At 43.3% G+C, this 19258-nt stretch carries 16 protein-coding genes; all 16 read right to left on the bottom strand.

What is annotated here, in order from left to right:
- Window positions 1-293: 293 nt before the first annotated feature.
- Window positions 294-3017 carry a DEAD/DEAH box helicase gene (locus ACP7AK_RS08730; RefSeq protein WP_425879609.1) on the bottom strand — a complete coding sequence of 908 codons (2724 nt, stop codon included), beginning with the start codon at window positions 3015-3017 and terminating at the stop codon, window positions 294-296.
- An 11-nt stretch (window positions 3018-3028) separates the two neighbouring features.
- Window positions 3029-3535, bottom strand: coding sequence for a hypothetical protein (locus ACP7AK_RS08725; RefSeq protein WP_425879607.1), 507 nt, complete (start codon window positions 3533-3535; stop codon window positions 3029-3031).
- Window positions 3532-6792 (bottom strand): hypothetical protein, encoded by a 3261-nt coding sequence (locus tag ACP7AK_RS08720; RefSeq protein ID WP_425879605.1) that lies wholly within the window; start codon window positions 6790-6792, stop codon window positions 3532-3534. The genes ACP7AK_RS08725 and ACP7AK_RS08720 overlap by 4 nt, the downstream gene beginning before the upstream one ends.
- Before the next feature lie 35 nt (window positions 6793-6827).
- Window positions 6828-7826 (bottom strand): hypothetical protein, encoded by a 999-nt coding sequence (locus ACP7AK_RS08715; protein ID WP_425879603.1) that lies wholly within the window; start codon window positions 7824-7826, stop codon window positions 6828-6830.
- Window positions 7827-7843: 17 nt separating this feature from the next.
- Entirely contained in the window at window positions 7844-10513 is a 2670-nt protein-coding gene (locus tag ACP7AK_RS08710; RefSeq protein WP_425879601.1) for a DUF499 domain-containing protein, read from the bottom strand.
- Window positions 10514-10519: 6 nt separating this feature from the next.
- Window positions 10520-10714 (bottom strand): methylation-associated defense system helix-turn-helix domain-containing protein MAD1, encoded by a 195-nt coding sequence (mads1, locus tag ACP7AK_RS08705; RefSeq protein ID WP_078425550.1) that lies wholly within the window; start codon window positions 10712-10714, stop codon window positions 10520-10522.
- Window positions 10715-11011: 297 nt separating this feature from the next.
- Entirely contained in the window at window positions 11012-11242 is a 231-nt protein-coding gene (locus tag ACP7AK_RS08700) for a helix-turn-helix transcriptional regulator (RefSeq protein WP_005172256.1), read from the bottom strand.
- 95 nt (window positions 11243-11337) lie between these two features.
- Window positions 11338-12240, bottom strand: a complete 903-nt coding sequence (locus tag ACP7AK_RS08695) for a hydrolase or metal-binding protein (RefSeq protein WP_425879598.1) — start codon at window positions 12238-12240, stop codon at window positions 11338-11340.
- 175 nt (window positions 12241-12415) lie between these two features.
- A complete protein-coding gene (locus ACP7AK_RS08690) occupies window positions 12416-13480 on the bottom strand; it encodes a YqaJ viral recombinase family protein (protein ID WP_125274918.1) in 1065 nt (354 codons plus the stop codon).
- Window positions 13481-13630: 150 nt separating this feature from the next.
- Window positions 13631-14665, bottom strand: coding sequence for a DUF932 domain-containing protein (locus ACP7AK_RS08685; protein ID WP_125274919.1), 1035 nt, complete (start codon window positions 14663-14665; stop codon window positions 13631-13633).
- Window positions 14666-14796: 131 nt separating this feature from the next.
- On the bottom strand, window positions 14797-15102 hold the full coding sequence (locus ACP7AK_RS08680) for a hypothetical protein (protein WP_370982330.1): 306 nt from the start codon (window positions 15100-15102) through the stop codon (window positions 14797-14799).
- A gap of 106 nt (window positions 15103-15208) precedes the next feature.
- On the bottom strand, window positions 15209-15592 hold the full coding sequence (locus ACP7AK_RS08675; RefSeq protein WP_086044078.1) for a hypothetical protein: 384 nt from the start codon (window positions 15590-15592) through the stop codon (window positions 15209-15211).
- Between the two features lie 45 nt (window positions 15593-15637).
- Window positions 15638-16207 (bottom strand): hypothetical protein, encoded by a 570-nt coding sequence (locus ACP7AK_RS08670; protein WP_125274920.1) that lies wholly within the window; start codon window positions 16205-16207, stop codon window positions 15638-15640.
- A gap of 12 nt (window positions 16208-16219) precedes the next feature.
- Window positions 16220-16480: a hypothetical protein gene (locus ACP7AK_RS08665; protein ID WP_086044914.1), complete on the bottom strand. Its 261-nt coding sequence runs from the start codon at window positions 16478-16480 to the stop codon at window positions 16220-16222.
- 599 nt (window positions 16481-17079) lie between these two features.
- Window positions 17080-18042, bottom strand: a complete 963-nt coding sequence (locus ACP7AK_RS08660) for a hypothetical protein (protein WP_086044080.1) — start codon at window positions 18040-18042, stop codon at window positions 17080-17082.
- 42 nt (window positions 18043-18084) lie between these two features.
- Window positions 18085-19086 (bottom strand): inovirus-type Gp2 protein, encoded by a 1002-nt coding sequence (locus ACP7AK_RS08655; RefSeq protein WP_086044915.1) that lies wholly within the window; start codon window positions 19084-19086, stop codon window positions 18085-18087.
- Between the last annotated feature and the right edge of the window lie 172 nt (window positions 19087-19258).

The raw sequence follows: 19258 nt of genomic DNA, 5'->3' as shown, positions 1-19258 counted from the left end.
GATTCTTTTTGCATAGGAGAGAACATTATGAGTGGACAACGCTATACCCCAGAATCTAAAAATGAAGCGGTTTAATTAATTTTCTTGAAAAGATGGAGATGGTGGAAGTCGAATTATTTAAAATAATCCACAATATTCAATATCTTATTTTTTATACTTTATTTCTAAATTACCCATATTAACCCCATCCTAAAACTTTTTGTTAGGCTTTGGAATAAATCATTGTTTATTCAAATCTAAGTTATATATTCCGGAAATTAAATTGAATCTTAAGCCAAGTTTTTGGCATTTAATTATCCACATGCCAATCCAATAAGCTTAGCTGAGTATGACTGCTCAAACTTAACAATGTTTCTGTGGTGAAGCTCACGCTCCAGAACCGCCTCGATCTTATGCAAATCCAGCAACGTTTCTCTATTGTTGCTGCTTGCTTTAAAAATAGCATCTATTTGCTTTTCTAAATGAGGCAAGCGATTACCATCACCATCAACAGCCAGCTTCATGATTGAATGGACATTATGCCCTTTATCATTGGCAGCCCGTACTTCCCAAATAGAAACTGATTCACCATGATTCAGCTCACTTGAGTAAAAGCCCAAGTACTCAGGATCAAAATTCCGGTATTTTTCGAGCTGTTCTGAAATAACCGGATGATCCAAACCAATAAGATGCAGCTTTTCTGACTTAGTCGCCTCTTCACGATCCGTGGTAAACAGAATCTGATCAAGACCATCTTTCACCAAGGCAAATTGTTTTTGTCCTCGAACCTCAATGGTCTCCCCTTCGTATGGCAATGCTTTCTGCATAAATTGGATCAGGTCATCTATAGAATCTTTATTATCGGATAATGGTGCGTAGTCAGCCAAACTAAAGCTTTCCAAATCCTGAAACAGCTCAAATACCGCATCTTTTGCATGTTTTGCATTATCCATGGCGGCCTCAAGTTCCAGACGAGTACGCTTCAGTTCAGGATCTTGAAGTGCCTGCGAGTAAAGCTGCTGATAGTTCACCTGCTCTGATAGCTGACCGAGAATCTGAGATCGAAGGTCTTCTTCTATCTGACCTTTCTCATCCACTTTACCAAGTGCTTTGGCAATTTCTTCTAGTTTTTCATCTAGAAGCAGGAAGATGCGACCTTCAATAGTGTCACCCAGTACCAGATTATAAACCTGGGCGGTGTCTCTCTGACCATAACGGTGAATACGCCCGATCCGCTGTTCCATATCCATTGGATTCCATGGCAAATCGAAGTTAAATAACACTCTGGCATGTTGTAGGTTAATACCTTCCCTGCCTGCTGCGGTACAAATCATGATCCTTGGGCCATTCGCTTGTTTAAAGCGTCTTTCAGCAGCAAGCTTACTGCCATGATCACCACCTTTTAAAACAACTACACCTTGCCCTGGATAAGCCTTTTCAATCTGCTCGCCCAGCATTTCTACAGTGCCCAGATATGTGGCGAAAATTACGATACGCTCTTCCGGATTTTGCTGCCAAAGTACACCTAAAGCACCAATAAGCTTATCTACTTTAGTTTCTCGTGTGGCAGGGAATAAGCTTAGTAACTCTTTAATGCGGGATCGTTCTTCTGGCAGCGCATATGCAACAGCTTCCATCGCAGCATTTTCAGCGGCAGCGGTCTCAAGCTCGTCAGCAAAGGTATCGGATGCTGTGGCTAACTGCTCTTCATTAATTTTTTTGATGAGACGACGCTTGATGTCATTCAGAATTCGGTCAATCTCAAGTTCTGAAAGCCGATCATGGCCTAAATCAAACTCAATGCGGATTTGCTCTTTGGCCTCATTAAATGCAAAGTCTCTAGCGTCGATATCTAGATTTTCATCATGCATTAAGCCTTCATGTACAGTTAATGCTAAAAGTCGTCGTCTGAGAGTCCGATGCACTGCTGCAAAACTAGATGCTGCGATTTTCTGGAAAATCGTCATTACAAAACCTAGTGCCGTACCTTTGCCACCTTGCTTCTTCGCCAACGCAAAGCCATCACGCAAGTATTCATTCAAAGCATTATAAAAGTCACGCTCTTTGTCAGACATGGAAAAAGCTTCTGTATGCACCCAACGCCGAGCAAATAAGGTAGAGCCATCCGCTTTACAGGCATCGGCCTTAGTACGTCGAAAAATGATTGGATTCAGGCGATGACGCTCTTCTACCATCTCAGTTTCACTGGAAAACAGGGTAGGATCAAGTAGGTCGATCAGTTTCCAAAACCGAAAGTGGTCACCTTGGTGTGGTGTAGCAGAGAGTAAAATCATGTCTCTACTGTGGTCACGCAACGCCTCAGCAAGCTTATAATTCTGAGTCTTTCGCGTTTTACCGCCTTGCTTATAGGCTGTACAGTGATGGGCCTCGTCAAAGACGATTAAATCCCATCGAGGTGCTTCGAGTATCTTTTTGATTCTGGCAGGTCGTTTTAAAGTATCAATACTGGCGATCAATAAGTTGTGTTTAGCAAATGCATTGCTATGTCGGTCACTAACATCACCTTCACGACCAAATACTTCAAAATTCAGGTTAAATACTTCATTTAATTCACGGTGCCAATTGTTTACTAGACCAGCAGGTACCACCATTAGTGCCCTGTTCAATTCTCCACGGCTGGCCAATTCTCTCAATACCAAAGCAGTTTCAATGGTTTTACCCAATCCCACTTCGTCTGCGATCAGAAAACGCCGTGGACTCGCACAGGCAATACGATGAGTTAATACCACCTGGTGAGGCAGCAAATCAATCTTGGCTGAGGTCAGTGAGCTTGCAGAATCCTGAAGTGGTAATTCGTGTGCTTTCCAAGAAAGCCACGCCTTTGTGACACTGTCAAGGCAACTACCAATATTTGCCACCACACGCTCATTATGGCTAAGTGCAGCCACCAAAGTGCTGACAGGTACTTGCCGTTCACCTTGAGGAAAGAACACACGAGCGTAACCGCCAGCAGAGGAGATAACAACACCTTGACCGAATTCATAATGGCTGACGCGTTCACCAGGTTGAAAATTCATGTTTACTCCTGTTAGCTAATCCGCTCAAGGTATAAACCCAGCCATTCGTTATTCCTGCTACTAGAAGCAGATTCAATTCGACGTACATCCTTCTGTGCACCATTCCAGATACATTGCCCTAGTGGGAATACCTGAGCATCATATTTACCGGCTAGATACCAGTGGTAGGTACTGGTTGTAACCTCTTCCTTCCAACGACCTTGATCAGGCATCCAGAAAATCAATGCAGCATCGGCATGGTTCTGGAAGTCATAAATCATTTCATAAATCTCAGATTCCAACCATTCAAGTGCATCTTCCGGCGATAAAGCATCCACAGCCACATCCAGCCCTGCAACATACAAGCCATCATCATTCAGCAGGGGCATATCATCTGGCCAACCTGCTTCATAAAAGCCAATAAATTGGCGCAAGCTTATAACCTGGCTGGCTGCATTCAGCTCAGCCAGAGTTTTGCCGCACCACAGCACAGAGATCCCACGTCGTTTCCATTTTTCGTCGGTCAGCACACCACTCATACTTCACCTTCCATATCAAACAAGGATATCTGCTGCTGTACTACAGACTGATGCTCCGCCTCCCAGCGGGTATAAAGTTGACGTGCTGTTATTGTAGCCGTACGCATAGTACCGTCTGCACCATTATGTACAAGCCAATCCAACAAATGTCCTAATGCTGGGTGAGGCTTAAAGTTTTCATTTAGAATTTTCTTCGTGTTAATGCCACTTTCTGGATAGCAGGCACCAACCAACAACATAGCTTGATCAAAATCTCGGCTTAAATTTCGTTTATTGATCATACGCTCTTGAGCAAATTCAAGAGGAGAACGCCAGTGAAAAGCTTTAGGGCGGGTTGTTTCAGTCGCCCATCCAAAAGCGATAAACGTTGATGGTGCTATACCACTACCTCGAAGAAATTTTTGCATCTGATCCCGTTCCACTGATGCTTGACGAGAAAAGATACGTAAAAATTGCCGGGTATTTGGTTCACATACAACGGGTGTACCACCCGATTCTGATTCCGATTGATCATCAAGAATTTGGTTAATACCTACCAAGGCCTCATTAACAGTAAACTCGCGTCCTTCTTCAACATAGACTTGACCATAGTGTCGCGAAAAATATTCAAGTGCTTTACCTCGCTTAATTACTTGAATATCTGCTATTGGCAATCCACCAGTTTGATGATGTTCTAATAAATCTTGAAGTTGTTTTACATCTGCTAAGATTTTTCGACGCAACCGCGCCCAACTTATTTTACTAGGAGCTTCTGTACGCTTACGGCATACATGGATAATGTCGTATTCAATCGTCTTGGAACCAAACTCACCTTTACCCTTAGTTTCATCGCTGCGGATCGGATAAGTTGCTTCAAGATAATATCCTGCATCGAATAAGCTTTCTAACACATCCACCCAAGGCTCATCCTCGCTGTGGTGGAAGGTAAAGGCTAAGATACCACCTGGTTTAAGCAAACGATTTGCTTCACGCCAACATTCGGTTAGCAGGCGTTTGTAAAAGGCATCAGGGTCATCAGGATGACGTGCCTTGTTCGACACTGCCTCCAGTGTTTTTGGGGTATATTCTCCAGCATAGATCTCCGGATACTTATCCTTCAGCAACAGACGTAGCCAAACGTAAAAGAAATCTGCCAATTCAGCATAATGCAGCAGGCCACCAAAAGGAGGATCAGTAATCACCAAATCGTAAGACTGATCAGCGTATTGCTTTAACTCAGTAGATGAGCCGCAAGTAACCAAAGTACCTGGCAGCACAGGGTCGTTTGGCATGGTTTTGGAGCTTTTCCCGCTGACCAATTTACCAATGTCGTCGGACATGTTGCTCAGCATCTCGTTCGAGACGGTTTCCCATGGCTGCTTGCACCACTCTAGACCTTTCAGAGTATTTGCCCGGCAGGATGACCAATTTCCTCTCCCCAAATCAGCAAATACTGAGTTTTCAATTACTGTCGATTTGGGATGGTAATTATTGTTACTAAACATCGGCTCAGGTGTATCGCGCTGAGGATTCCAGAAGCAAAACATATTTTGATTACGTAGATATTGCTGAAAAGCGCCTAGTACAATTTCTTTGCTTGTGTCACTAAAACCATATGAAGTATCGATAGCTTTTAAAATTTGTGCATGGATTAAAAGCTGTAATGGATTAAACATGGTATTCCAGTGAGTGAAACCATGATTAGGTACACCACCTTGTAGGTGATGTGTCATAAACCCATAGGGCAATTCTGACTCCGGCCAATAGCCGTATAAATCTGAGTGTTTCCTCTTTTCCCATTCTGATACTGCCAAATTTTGTCGTTTAGCTGCATTGGTATCGGCTGGAGCAAAGTAACGACCATTATAGGGAGCACCCATTGCATTTCGTCTAGGCGAATAACATTGCAATACGTAAGCGGCCATAGGACCTGTCTGACCAGAAGCTCTGATGCTATCGAGTACGTCCTGCTGGCGACCACAAGTGTTTTCCTGGCAGGTAAAAGTAGACTTCTTAGGAATCGTTCCTTGTTGAGTATTTATTAAGACACCTGAATCAGGGCAGGTAATTTCATCCGGTAGCTTGCCTCGTACTTCAATCAGCTTCAGAGTATTTGTTCTGTGCAAATTCCAACGCTGCGTTGCTCCCACCTCACTAATAGATGTTCCACCAAAGATACCTTGTTCATCAGTCTGTGATGAGCCTTTCAGCCAATCAGGATGAACCAATAAAGTCAGATCAATTTTTTTATTCTTGCTCATCCTCTTCGGTAAGTTTAAGGATTCACCATTTTGTGCTGCCACTGCATCACGATACTGATGTTGGCAATGAGGACACTGGTAGTTACCGGTGTTATCCATAATGGTATATGGGGCTTCTGAATCACTTACTACAAGCGGCACATCCGGAGCCATACGAGCTTCATGCCGCTCAATGTCAAAGCTCTTAGTGCAATGCTGGCATTCAATACCTTCCCAGCTTTTAACAGACAACGATTTCACCGCTACAACAGGGGATGTCATAAGTGGTGTGCGATGGCCACATCCAGGAGCTGCGCAAGGGCCATGCTTCGCCCAGAAGGTGTAAATTACCTCTGGGCCTTCGTACTTATAGTCTTTACGTTCTTCCGGCATTAGAGCAAGCGGATCAAAATCATCACCCATAACTTTTCCTGTCGAGCGTTGTGTCCATTTACCTTTTTCGCCGTTGGGACCTTCGCAAGCATAAAATGGCATGATCTGCGGCTTAACTTCTCGCTCAATGTGATCAAATAGCTTGTTGACCTCATCTAGATCTACATCAGCTAATTCATTCTTCACAACCAACCAGGCTACCGGGTTCAAATCATTACCCGTCATCTGCATACCTAGACGCGCACCTTCCACCAGAGTAGTACCGCCACCCATAAAGATGTCAGCTACTTTGAGTTTCCTAAACGCTTCGTTATTTTGGTGATTAGCATAGTAGTTATCCCATACCAATTTTGCAGCTTCAGATGGATCATCTGGTGCTTTGGTTGCTGCAGCAATCAACATAGAGCGGAATACACTTGATCGACGACGTGCCCACCACTTGCTCATTTGATAAATAGGCTTCCCTGCATTCCCTTCAATTTGTGCAATCTGATTGATCGGCAAAATAGGAAAATCAACCTCAAGACAGGTTAATGAGCGATTAGGGTCAGAAAAGTCGACAGACTCTAGATAAGCTTTTTTACCCGCGCCGACAGCTTCAGCTACCAGAACTTCAGTCAGTTGGGCTTTTGTTTTAAATGCCATAAAAATTTTATCCAATGAGCAATATGTGCTCACAATTAGCTGTTGGGTTTCGATAGTTCAATGAAAGGTACGGCCACTTCTAACAGACTCAAGCCACCATGGGCTAAACTTGGGTAACCGCCCTGGCTACGCCATTTCTTCCGACCTAGAACGATATTCCAATTGCCATGTTGTGTCGTCAGCACCTGCGACAGAGGTGGTACCCAATGCTGCTCAGTTTCTGCGTCTTTTACTTCATTATTACGACCTGATTTGAACTGATTTTTCAAATAAGTTTTCTGGTCTTCCGGGTATACATCGGGAAACAATGCAGGATTTGAATATCCATGGTCTGCTGTAATTACTAAGCGACGACCAGTAGCCAGTTTATCTACAAAAGTCCAGAACTCATCACCGGTTAACACCTCGGCGGCTTCTTTCGCCAATACCCTATAACCTGCACCTTGTTCAGCAAGGTGATGCATACGATCATCCGGCCAGTGATGCCAGAAAATAATATTCGGGTCCGCTTTTATCAATGTCGCACAATCAACCCAGGGCAGATCTGTAGATTCGGTAAAAGCATTCACAAAATCTGCACTTTGACCTTGATTGTTCTGCAATTTGGTACGTTGACCAAAGCCTAGTGCTCGTGCAAATGGTGTGGTATCACCTGGCAGTTCCGAGGCTGTTGTACATGCGCCATGAATGGTATATCCACGTTGCTGTGCTCCTTCCAGTATCCAAGGTGCTTCACGAAGTGACAGTGCATCAAGTATCAGGATAGCTTTCGGTGTTGTTTGGCGTTGCCAGAACGCTTTCAGTGCATCCACAGTTCTTGGGGAAGCATTCTCGAAACTCGACCACAAATCCCAAGCACTACCAGCCAATACATCATCTAGAGGTTTAATGGCTCTGTCTCGTTCGGTCGTTTTTGCATCTGCCAGATCTTTTCGGATTGGCTCAGCAAACAAGGACCAAAGGGCAGAAAAGATTTTCGGCCATGCTTCCTGTGCAGGTAGTCTGTGTATATCAGCGATCAGTGACTTATCCATATGCGTTTGCCTATTACTTATTGTTCTTTATCCAAATCCAGAGAGTAGGTAACCCCATCTGGTAGATTCTTCAGTAGATGCTCTAACTGTGCTCCAGTGAGCTGTGAAGTGGATAATTTAACTTCTTTGACCTTACTAAATTTATTAATACCCCACTGCTCAAGCTTGCCGAGTAGACTCAGAGTAGAAGTGTTCTGAGCGCTGTGGTGGGCAACAGAACCAGCTGAACTACCGAAAAGTGAACTAGGGTTTGGGGTATTTGAAGGCATTGGACCACCATTGCCCGGTAGGGGCTCATTACCACCTCCGGTTAAATCTCCCAATTCTTCTGGTACAGGCTGCACTGGAACAGAGCCACCCGAACCGACAGATCCTCCCGGCAAATGTAAGGTGGTTTCTTCTAGATCTTTACCGCTACCTAGCTTGCCACGCACCCTATACCAAGCGTCTTCTACGCTTTCTGACGGCTTTTTCTCATAAAGACTACCCTTAGCATTGATAGCGATCTTGCCTTCGGCACAGGCTCGGCCGATGCGCTCTTTAATAGCTGTTTCACCTAGCCATGGAATGCTTTCGGCCCCTTTAGAGGCAGGTTCTTTCAATTGTTCGATAAGGTCTGCCACACTACGGCTCTTTGTAGCAGCATTAAGCAGCATGCTATCAAATTCCTCTGGAATGAACAGCTCATTACGGATTTTCTCATCCAGCTTTTCAAGGATCTGCAGCCCTTCAGCACCGTGTTGCGAGATCTCAAATTCACATTGCGCCGGATCGGCGAAATTCCATACCACTAACACAGCAAAACGATCAAAGCGGGACTGCAACTGTTCACGTAGTTCTTTTTGATATTTGAGGTGTAACTGCACGTATTCACGCTCGGAATTTTTCCAATCGCTTGCTAAATAGACTGCTCTGGCCAATATGAGCAATGACTTATCATAGAAGATGTCAGCAGTACCTACGCGTGGCAGTAGAAAACGTACTGTGTTTCGTGCCTTTGTAACATGAGTTTTCAGCCATTCACCCAACTCTTTGTTATCAAGCGAAGCCTTGGGCATTACAACCACCGGAATACGGTTATCCCAATATTGAGGGTGGTCTTTCTCTTCAACATCAGACCAAGGTGCAGTTTGCCATTGTTTCTTTAATACGATAGTTCGGTAAATATTCGACTGGTTACCATCACCTACTAACGCATAACGAATTTCTTTTGCAAGATGTTCTACATCCTGATCGTTCTGGAAGAGCTTGTCATTCTTGGCGTGAGCCAATAGCTTAGCCTGCGGATTCACTTCATTCTTGAATACTAGTCGGTTAGCCTGGCGGTGAATGTTAAAGCTATTATCTTCAATAATGGCAAGCTCTGCTGCAAACAAGTTGTCATCTATCGCTTTTCGCTCAGTGATATCCAACTGTAATTCTGATGGCTCAGCGCCGGCATGGTTCTCTAATGACATCGAGCGAAGCCATAACGCTGACAGGATAGCCTCAAGGTGTGGTACCTGAGCAGCAGGCACGCCATTTTTTACAGCCTCAAGGTTACGGAGCGCATTCTCACGCAAATCCCGATGCAACTGGCTTGCAACAGAATCCAGTAACGAAGTAACACCTGATTTTTCGCTAGTTAAGCTGAAATGCGCTGGAGTAAGGATTGCAGTGTCATCACCAGATGCTTTAAATACGTCTACCAAAATACGCAAAAGGTCCCTTGTTTCTTGCGTCTCAGTTGCAATCAATACTTGATCATCCAGCAACTGGAGAAGACGCGGTGAATAGGGCCAAGCTTCTATAAACTGCCGTCGATGCTTCTCATGCTCAGAGCCCGAAATGTGACTCAGACGTAAAAATTCGTCCACATGGGTTTGAATCAGTACTGCGATATCGGACTCTGGAATATTCATCCTGTTTTCGAAAATTCGATAGAGTAAAAGACGCTGTCTGTCACGCTTGGCTTCCGGTCCTTTGAAGTCAATCCGTACCGGATTAACACGAAACAACTGTTGTGCCGCATCAGAGTTTCCTTCGCGTACCGACACCACAAGTGTTAGAAGCTCAGGATGCTTTTCTGAAATTTCTGAAAGAATTTGAATGAAGTTAAATGCCCAGGTCTTACGCTTGTGTTGACTGGAATTTGTTAATCCTTCAAACCAAGTCTGAAACTCATCGAGAATTAAAATGAAAGGCTTATTCTCAGCCATTTCAAGCATCAAGTCGTAGCCTGGCACCTCAGTACCGTGCACCTCCCATTTAGCTTTGATAATCTCACCATGTGGGTGTTGCTTGAAAAGCACATCCCAAACATGTTTGTAACGTTGAAGGTGAAGGCTTTCGGTAATGACATGCATACCGTACTGTAACTTTAGACTTGCAATAGCTGGGTTATTTAACCGCGCAGCCCAATCATTTAACCAATTTACCGTTGCATCCTGATCCTGGTGCATGTGTGAAAGTGCAGCCATGAGATGCGATTTACCCTGGCCGCGTGCACCAATAATAACGACAGGCTCTGCACGACCTGCCTGTACAGCCTCAATTGTCTTAAGCATGTCAATCGAAGGATAAGTAATTTTCAGGAATTCACTTGCAGACTTATCCAGTGCACCCGTGCCATTCCGATTATGCATTTCGATCATCGTCCCTTTAATACGATGACCAGAAAATTCTTCACGTAATTTTAACCCTAGCATGATTGGTTAACTCTCTTTATTACTTGATATTTGATTGTGTTGCTGCGCTATCCAATTATCTATTTCTTCTTTCTTGAAGCGCCATGAAGCTCCCAATTTGAATGCTGGGATCTTTGCTGATAAGGCCATACGATACACAGTACGCTCGTTGAGCTTGAGGTACGTTGCGACATCCTTAACAGTCATTATTTGCTCAATCATGTTTATCGTCCGTATTGGCAACATGGTTTCAAACTGTCGCAATAGTACAATAATGTACAATATTTTTCAATCAAAAATCTAAAAATCAAACACTTATAAAGAAAGTAAGGATATTTATTCAGGTAAGAAAATAATGACAAAACTAAATACTCTACCCTGTCATCAACCTAATAAATCAATAGAAAACAATACGTGCTTGAAGGAGTTATTTAGTATTAATAGCTAAATGTATTCTCAAATTTAAAATAGCGGCTCTGCTAGCGAAAACAAAAAAATAAGGGAACTAAAGTTCCCTAGTTATTCTCGACTCGCCAACTTACTTTCAATCCATTGATGGATCTCATAAGCTGACCAGCCGATACGATTTTGAGTGATTTTAACTTTCTTTGGGAATGAAGGATCGTAATAAGGTGAGTTTTCATCCATCATTTCGTAGATGGTAGAACGCCCCACCCCGACAAATTCTACGACCTGCTTAATACTGATGAGTTGATTCATTTGAAATGTTTGACCGATAAACGCATTCATGAGGCTAGCTCCTAATCATTGATGCGAGCGGCTATTCGCTCAAATAATAGAGCTGGTCTGTAAAATTTAACGTTAGCTATCTTCTCTCCTCTCGCTTAATTCACAGCTCTTACACTTTGCTGTAACCCCTGCTGAATATCCTGAACAAACCCTTCAGGCGAAGCTTGTTGCTCCACCGCCCGGTTCTGTTCTTGTTCAGGGTAGTATTCCTCCAGTACATCTAACCCTTCCTCTATATCCGTTTCAAACCTTGCATTGGCAAAACCTCGTCTAGCGATATGATCTACAGCCTCTTGATAGAATCCGGCCTGCTTGCTCTGTTCATCAATTTGCTTGGCTTGAGTAATGGCATCATTGAGACTAATCCCATCCCTTAAAGTTAGATCAACGTAATACACCGGCTGACGATAGCTTTGTGTGGTGCTTTTGCCTCTTAAAGTCAGTTGCAAAGGCAGACAAGACAATAAGCCTCCCGAAGCTGCATGGTAATAACTCAGCCGTGCAGCTAAAGTTCGGATGCTGTTGAAGCCAGTTGTTCGAAATATAAATGTTCCAAGTTCATCAGAGTCATCCAAATTCACATGCAGGCGACCGTAGGGCTTGCAGTTCCCTCCTTGAGCCAATGGGCATAAATCAGGGGATGGACAAGGATGTTGCTCTACGCCTTGATTGGTTAAACGCTGGCATGTTTCACCATTGCCGACACATACTGGTCGTCCAGTCTGTCGATCAAACAGGCTGTACTCCGCACGTAGGTTTAAATCAGGATCATTAAAAATCAGGCGCACAGGTATGGTTCTAAGCTTCTGATTAGGTGCTTGTGCACGAAGCTGTTCATCCAGCGGATGCTTAATCCAGCCATTCTCTTTGCTTTGGATCTGGGAAGTAATGGTGAACTGATCATCCTTTTCAGGTAGGCGTTTGCCATTCTTTTCTACTACCCGACCGATACTGATACGTCCCAGGGCAGGTGGTGTAATCGCTAAACCTTTAATCATTTTATTTTCCTCAATTTGATTTTGTACAGATCATCCAGCTTTATGCAGATCACCTGATTCAAGAAATATGTATATAGCTCGCTACAAAAGCCGCGACCGTTTGCCCTCTATTCCTAGCGAACGGAGGGCGGGGAGCTGTTTTTGTGTATCGCTATTTGAATGGGCTGAAACAGACTTAGTCGGTATAGATATTGAATCGACGACTACCCTGTTTTTGCAGTGGATAAAGCTCGATAAGTTCAGGCTGATGCTGAAGCAATGCTTTGGTATTCAGGCTGATGGAGTCCTTGGCTTTCTTCCAGACCACAGAGCCATTGGCAAAGGTGGCTCGTTCAGCATCTTTCATCAGCATCTGAATTTCATGCTTGAGCTGGTCAAAGCGTTCCTGCTTATGCTGAATCTCTTCTTTCATTTTGATGAGCTGCTCAAACATCAAATTGGCATTTTCATTTTGCGAAAGATCCTCTACCGTTAAAGGTACATGCGCTGGATAAAGTTGTTGAATCGCTTTAGCTGCGGATTCACTGGCATCGACTGATGGCGGAGTATCGTTTTCTACACACTCCCAAAAATATCGTTCTGCTTTAACAATATGCTCAATCACTGATTCAGACCGTGTCACTTTGAAGATCTTGGTTTCATGCCCACAGATCAAGACACAAACATGCGCTGCCTGTTTTCCTGTCACTGCAAGTTGGTGCTGTACCTGACACAGTACGTATAAAGGCACGCCATCTCGCCATAGTCTGGCACCATGTTCCCCGGCTGTTTTACACTCCAGGATCTGGACTTCATCACTCCCCACCACGGTATAATCCAAGTTGGCTAACATAAAGGACTTATCCGGATCGGGATGCTGAAGCACGGCATTGACCCGACGGACTTTATTATTGGTGTGCAGACTGTAGTACTCAGCCACCAATGGCTCTAGCTGTTTGCCCCAATACAACGGTGCAATGCCTGAACTGTCATCATTAACGTTCTGCTGAGTTCGACCGGTCTTGATCATCCACAGTTCCAGCATCGACATGTAAGGGTTGAGGCCGCAGGCGGTTGCGGCATCACTACTGCCAATGCCTTGCTTACGCACTTCCAGCCATTCCTGGTAATCCATATTTTTGGTATTGGCTAAACGCTTGGCTATCGTTGGTCGTTTAGCGACTGTGTTTGATTGATTGCTCTCATTCGGAATTGGGAAATGAGTTCGTTGAGGGATATTTATCGGTGCAATCTGATTCATGCTTTAATCCTTATAAGGAGTGAGGTCTGTAAAAATTTTTGGCATAAAAAAAGCCACATCTGGAGATGTGGCAAAAGGGGATTTTCACTGGAGAAGGATCATCTACATGACCCTTGACCATTATTGTAATAGCACTGGCTTAAATGAAACTTAAACCACTAAGCGAAGCGCCTGTTCTAGTCCACGCTGCTTTAATGCAGCACCTGCACCAAACCAGGCTGAATCGAGACGGTGATCAGTACTCATGGCACGACGTTCATGGTCAGCAAACTCGGTGATTGAACACAATAAACCATAGGCTGTGTCTTTCGCCGAACTGAGTTCTGCACCTCGCCCCTGTCCATTAAACATATCCATTACTTTAGTCATGGCACGTCCATTCGGTTCAGACTTTTCTTTGGCTGGATTTGCAGTGGCGATATTGCGATAGAACTGAATGATGTTCTCCTCCTGATCTGTAATGCTTAGGCTAGTGTTGTTAAACACCGCATCAAAATAGGCAGCCGCTTCACCTTGAGTGACCTTACGTTGACTCAGTTGTTTCATTTCATACATATGCTCATCCCAGGCACGGACTGAAATACCCAATTGCTGTTTAACTTTGTCAGCATCGAACTTAGTACTGTGTGGCACTTTCACCACACCAGCACTGCTACTCTGTCCACGCAGAGCAATGGCTAAGGTGTTATTACACACCACACGGATATTGGTGAACTGTGCTGTTGTCGCAAGCGTCCCATCGCAGGCGGTCGCCAGCAAAATATAGCCATTACTGACATCCTTGCCCTTCAGTGCTGTGCTTTGCCCAGTACGAGCCAATGCCCAAAACTTTTTACCGCCTTTCAGAACACCTGCTGTTTCCAATTCAAAACCGGATTGCTCAGTTAGATCCCGATAAAACTCCAGAATTTCCATCGGCTGGACTTCCTGATAGCGTTGACTGACCACAGACAGAGGCGCATGAGTATCGGAACGATAAAGCACTCGCTGTTCTTCATAGGGCATGATGATGCTTTGGCCACGTTCATTCTGTGCCATGTAACTGACATTTGAGGATTCAATCCGCCAATCCATGCCTGCTTGCTGGGCCCAGATTTCAATCGACTGATTTTGAGTGAGTTGATTACCTAAGCCATGCCAAGGGGTATCACCGACATACGCCATTTGTTCAAGTTGATGTGCCATATTTAATATTCCTTAATCTTAAAATTTAAAAATTGAAGATGCTTAGAAGAAAGCATGTGTTGAAAAATGTAAGGTTGTGAGATCAAAGCTAGATCGTATTTAGACCTATGAGGATCTATCTATTAGGCCAATTAAGCAGGCTTGACCCAGGCAAAATGCTGCTGGCAGTCCTGGCAGATAAAATTCATGGCATTACCATAGTGCCGTTCAAAATAATACTGACTGACCACTACCAACACACCACCAATAACCACCCCAACCATCGCACCGACTAAAGGTGGAGCGCCGGTCTTCTTCGCCATTTTTATTCCGAACAGCGCCATCTGGGCTGGGGAAAGGAAATACCGTAGCTGTTCAAAATACTGTTCATGAGGGTGTCCAGATTCGGTCTGCTTGATATTGGCAGACTGGCAATAAGGACAATGGATGAAAGACATAGATCAATTCCTATTAAAAAACTGGAAGGTCAGGCATAAAAAAACCGCACCCCGAAGGATGCGGTTTTGTCTTTAAGTCAATCGTGACTGGTTTTGTGCTTAGTCTTTATTGAAAGCTATAACTAGCATTGCCCTTGTCAGTTTCAACATCCACCTGTACTACATTGCTATATCCACATCCTGTTAACTGCAATTTCAACACCTGCCCCATCTTAAAGAATTGTGGATATTGAATTTTTCTTCGATATCCCTCATAGCTGCATTGACCATTATTGATCGACACATTTTTTGCTTCGATAGGATCAGGAGAGTTCGAGCGAATCGTTAAGACAGTAGCTGTTTGATTTTGAGCATACCAGTTACTCGTATCCTCAACACTCAGTTCAACGGTAAAAGTGTTCGGGTCTAAACTTGAGCTACATCCCGATAACATCCATCCAGAGGTGACCAGGAGAGTGCTAAGCAGAATAGGTTTAATTAAGATATTCATTATAAATGTGTCCTTCACTCGATATTCAGCTGTACCTGTTAAGCTTTAGCAGTAGTTATAACTGACCTGATAATCACCGGTATTGGCATCGATATCGACCATATGGACTTCGCAATCACTGCCAGTATGGAATTTATAGACATAGACACTATGTGAAGGGTCTTCTGTTTCCAGAGCTCCACGCTCTTGCAGGCTAAAATCATTCACAGACTTACCTGTATCTTTAGCAGTCTTCTCAAAAATATAATTTTGATACTGACGAATTTTGGCTTGTTCAAACTCAGGTAAATCCCGATAAGGAATCATGGACTCAATTGTCCCAGTGCTATCCTGATTAAGATCAAATTCAAAACTGAGTAATGCCGGGATCCGTGATTTTTTCTCTGGTGCTACGACCTTCTCTTGAAGATCTGCCTTATCAGTGTTTGTAACCTCATCACCACCCTGAATAATAGTTGATGTTACTGCCTCTTCCCCTTGAGGCACACTGGCTTTAGCAGTGGTTGCAACTGTGTCTGCCTGGCCATTTGACTTGGAATTAAAATAAAAACCAGCCACGACCATGATCGTCATGGCAATAATTGCAGCCAAGCCTAATAAAGTTTTATTATTCATGATCTCACCCGCTTAGTTAGGCACGGTAACTTGGCCATTATTGGCATTGTAGTGAACAAAGCGCGGACAACCACCCTGAAAGTTCACTGTAAAATTTTTCCAGCCACGATTACCAGGATTGGTTTTATAGAGACATTGATAGACTCCATTCCCTGTATGACGCGCTTGAACAAGATAGGATTCACTCGCTTGAGCGAACCAACCTGCTTGCGCGAAAGATGCACCTGCGAGCAATGATGAAATAAGGGCAGTTTTTAGGAAGGTTTTAAACATAATCATTTTCTCTTTTTTATAGGTATCACCAGTTTTTACAAGAACCAGTGTCCCCCATGTCATGAATGGTTGAATGAACATCTATGTTTTTTTGAAGTATTTAGACGGTAAAGCACCCGGATCTACGGCCCTCAAAACAGCATGAGAGAGTCATCTTCATATCAGTAATATGTAATTGAAAAAGTTTTATTCTTAGAAAGTCATCGATACAGCTATGCTGTTGATTGCATAGCCTTAGGTCTAATCACTAATCGGCACAAATATAAAAAAATAGAAATATAAAGGACAGTATTGATGTAAGCGCATGGCGTACTCCTTTGTTTTAAAAGAATCCTGCCAAATCACTGTCAATTGATGGTGGCAGAACGAAGAAGGGTTGACAGACTGGTAACAAAGAAACCAGCACGCGCAAGCGCGTCCCCCCTCCGCCCTACCGCAAAGAAAGGGGGACGAACGGGTCCACAACATGCAAAATGAAATTTCACATATTGTCTTTGTTAATGGGTCTGTCAAAACCCGCTGACGATGTAGATCAGCAGGCTAAGGATAATCTGCACGTTGTAGAGCGTCAAGCAAGTAAAGGGATATGATATAAAATTTTAGCGTCGCACTGGTGCGCCATCAAACCATTGAAAAGTTTTAGGATAAATACAGATTCTATTCGGAAGTCCATACAGTCCCGTTTGATTTTCGGGCATTTTATTTAACGCACCCAGCGGACATTGTGCTTCTTCTTGAAGAATTCGATCAATCTGAAGTGCTTGCTCAGCATCCAAGCTAGCATGTTGATGATTCTCTTCAGGACACATGCATGCCCCCATATATCCAGTCACCTTCAGCCAACGCTCCCTGATATCATTACAATATCCAAGAGAGTCAGAATAGAGCGATCGGTTAAACGTTAGATAAAAATGAATAATGTAGCGTTGCTGCGCAGCATCCCGCACAATCTGATAAAAACGATAAACCACCTGTGTTCTATACCAAAATGCTGTAGCTAAATTTTTTTGGAAATTTAAAAAATATCGATATAACTGTTGTAAATCGCTAATTTCATTCCCAACTTCATTTAAAGTTAGTTCGAGTTTCAAATCTACAGCATCAGGGTAGATCTGGCTTGTATTGCAATAAGACACTCTCAACTTTTCAATCCGCTTGTCGTATCGCTCATTCTGCTTATTCATTTCTTTAGATAAACAGGTACTTTCAAACAGCATTCTCAATCTTTTTAAGATCTTTTCCGTATAGAAAGCTGAGGTTTTATGCGCTGTCACTTCTAAGAGATTGAGCTGTTCTTCTCTTAATACGCTACAGTAAGCCTGAAAGAACTTATCCACCCAAAATGAAAAGCATAAATGCTCGTTCATACAGGCCGTCATCATTCTACGCCACCCCGTAAAATAACCAGACAGCTTTCGTTTAAACTCCTGATCTATGCTTTTTCGATGCTCCTTATATTCAACACCTTCGGGGATTGGGGTAAATCGAATCCTTTGGTAATACTCTAAAACATCCTGTTCCAAACGGGGTGCTATAATAAACTCAAACTCTGAATGACTCATGTGCTGTCCTATGAATTAATTGACTTCATAGAACTGGTATGTTCATATTTTTTTAAACCAACTCTCCCTTTCCAGCTTTGCTAAAGCGGTTTGACCATTCCAGTCTTTGATTTTCCTATTTGCATCAGTATCAGGAATAGGACGGCCATGATGCTGATAATCCCCCTTATAAAAGGTTTTACGTCCTTGTAGTTTAACTAATAACATTTGGTCATATTTTTCAGGATCACTGAGATACGCAATGGCACATAAAGCATTATTGCATTGTTCCGGCCCCGTTCGACGAGTATCTCCAATCCCTAAACGCCCCTGACCCTCGTAGTTCTTTTTACTATCTGAATGATTGATGTTCCACCCACTCCCCCTGCCTAATGTAATCTCCTTCCACTTATCAATCACTTTCTTGGCAATATAATAATCATTATGATGTTCTGACTTGTTAATCACCAATCCCAAGTGAGTGTGAAACCCATTCGTTATGCCCTGCTCCAATGCGACTGCATAGGTCAACAGCGCATCAAAACAACCATTCTTATCAGTAATCGCATCACGTAGCTTATCGATATGCTGATAGAAGTCATGTACCGTAATATCTCTCAGGTTATCCTTGCTATAGCTCAGATCAACTCGAATCAGCAGCACTGAATAGTATCCCTTAATCGCACCCTCGAACTCCTCAAGTAGACCAACTCGATTCCGTTCTTTTTGGCTATAAAATCTTGTAATATCCTCACGGATGAGCCCTCGATGCGCATGCAAGATTCGTCTTACCCCCTTAATCTCACCTATAGAAAACTCTGATAGATATTCACCAAAACTGAGCATTCCACGCTGGCTATTAACAAACTCAGTGACTGCGATAAATGCCCTAATCGATGCTGCGTACTCAACACCTTCCTGTTTAAATACTTCAAATGCACTCCATAAGCGTTCTAGATTGAAAATAAACGCTCCATTCGGCATATCCAAATTAAGACATACGTCGACAAAGGTATGAATGGCATACATGACGCCTGCCTGATGATCTAAATCGAATTGAAACACTTTAATTTCCTTAACTATGATTAGCGTCATAGTTAAGCAATAGACTTATTTTTTTAAGTTAAGTCATGATCTAAAGAAGGCATATATAACTGATCAAGTGTTAGCACATATCTAATGACGATTTCATTCTGTCGAAGTTACAAACCAACAGGTCAATTCAGCCAAGGAGTCC

This window comes from Acinetobacter sp. TWP2-2-3 (genome assembly GCF_049896445.1).
Taxonomy (GTDB): Bacteria; Pseudomonadota; Gammaproteobacteria; order Pseudomonadales; family Moraxellaceae; genus Acinetobacter.
This window is presented reverse-complemented; position numbering and strand designations above follow the sequence as displayed.